Origin of the sequence: Psychrobacter sp. TB55-MNA-CIBAN-0194 (assembly GCF_040309505.1) — a bacterium.
GTDB lineage: Bacteria > Pseudomonadota > Gammaproteobacteria > Pseudomonadales > Moraxellaceae > Psychrobacter > Psychrobacter fozii.
In genome coordinates, this window is record NZ_JBEOOW010000106.1 from 1 (window position 1) to 308 (window position 308).

General features: G+C 51.6%; 1 protein-coding gene. It reads right to left on the reverse strand.

Going from position 1 to position 308, the window contains the following annotated elements; translation table 11 throughout:
* The coding region (locus tag AAEY75_RS14450) for a hypothetical protein (RefSeq protein ID WP_352259950.1) at positions 1-207 on the reverse strand (207 nt) is incomplete at its 3' end.
* Positions 208-308 lie beyond the last annotated feature (101 nt).

Consider the following 308-nt stretch of genomic DNA (forward strand, 5'->3'; position numbering starts at 1 on the left):
GCTGTATAGAGGACCGACCCACGGGGTATCAGCGGTAATGAGGCTCAGCTGGGTTAAGTGAATGCCAGCTTCCAAAGAGGAGGCATGGCGCTGATGATGGCGGCGGCTTATGGTGAGTCCAGTCACATGTGCCAGACTATTGCGTGCCAAATGAACGATATGGGTAGCACGGTAGTGTTGATTGAGCGCACTGTGATCGACAAGCATAAAAGTATCAGCAACATTCAAATCCGTGGCATGGGCGAGGGCGTGATAGACGCTATATCTGCTTTGATGGCTGTGAGCGACTATGCTTGCCTCATCTATAG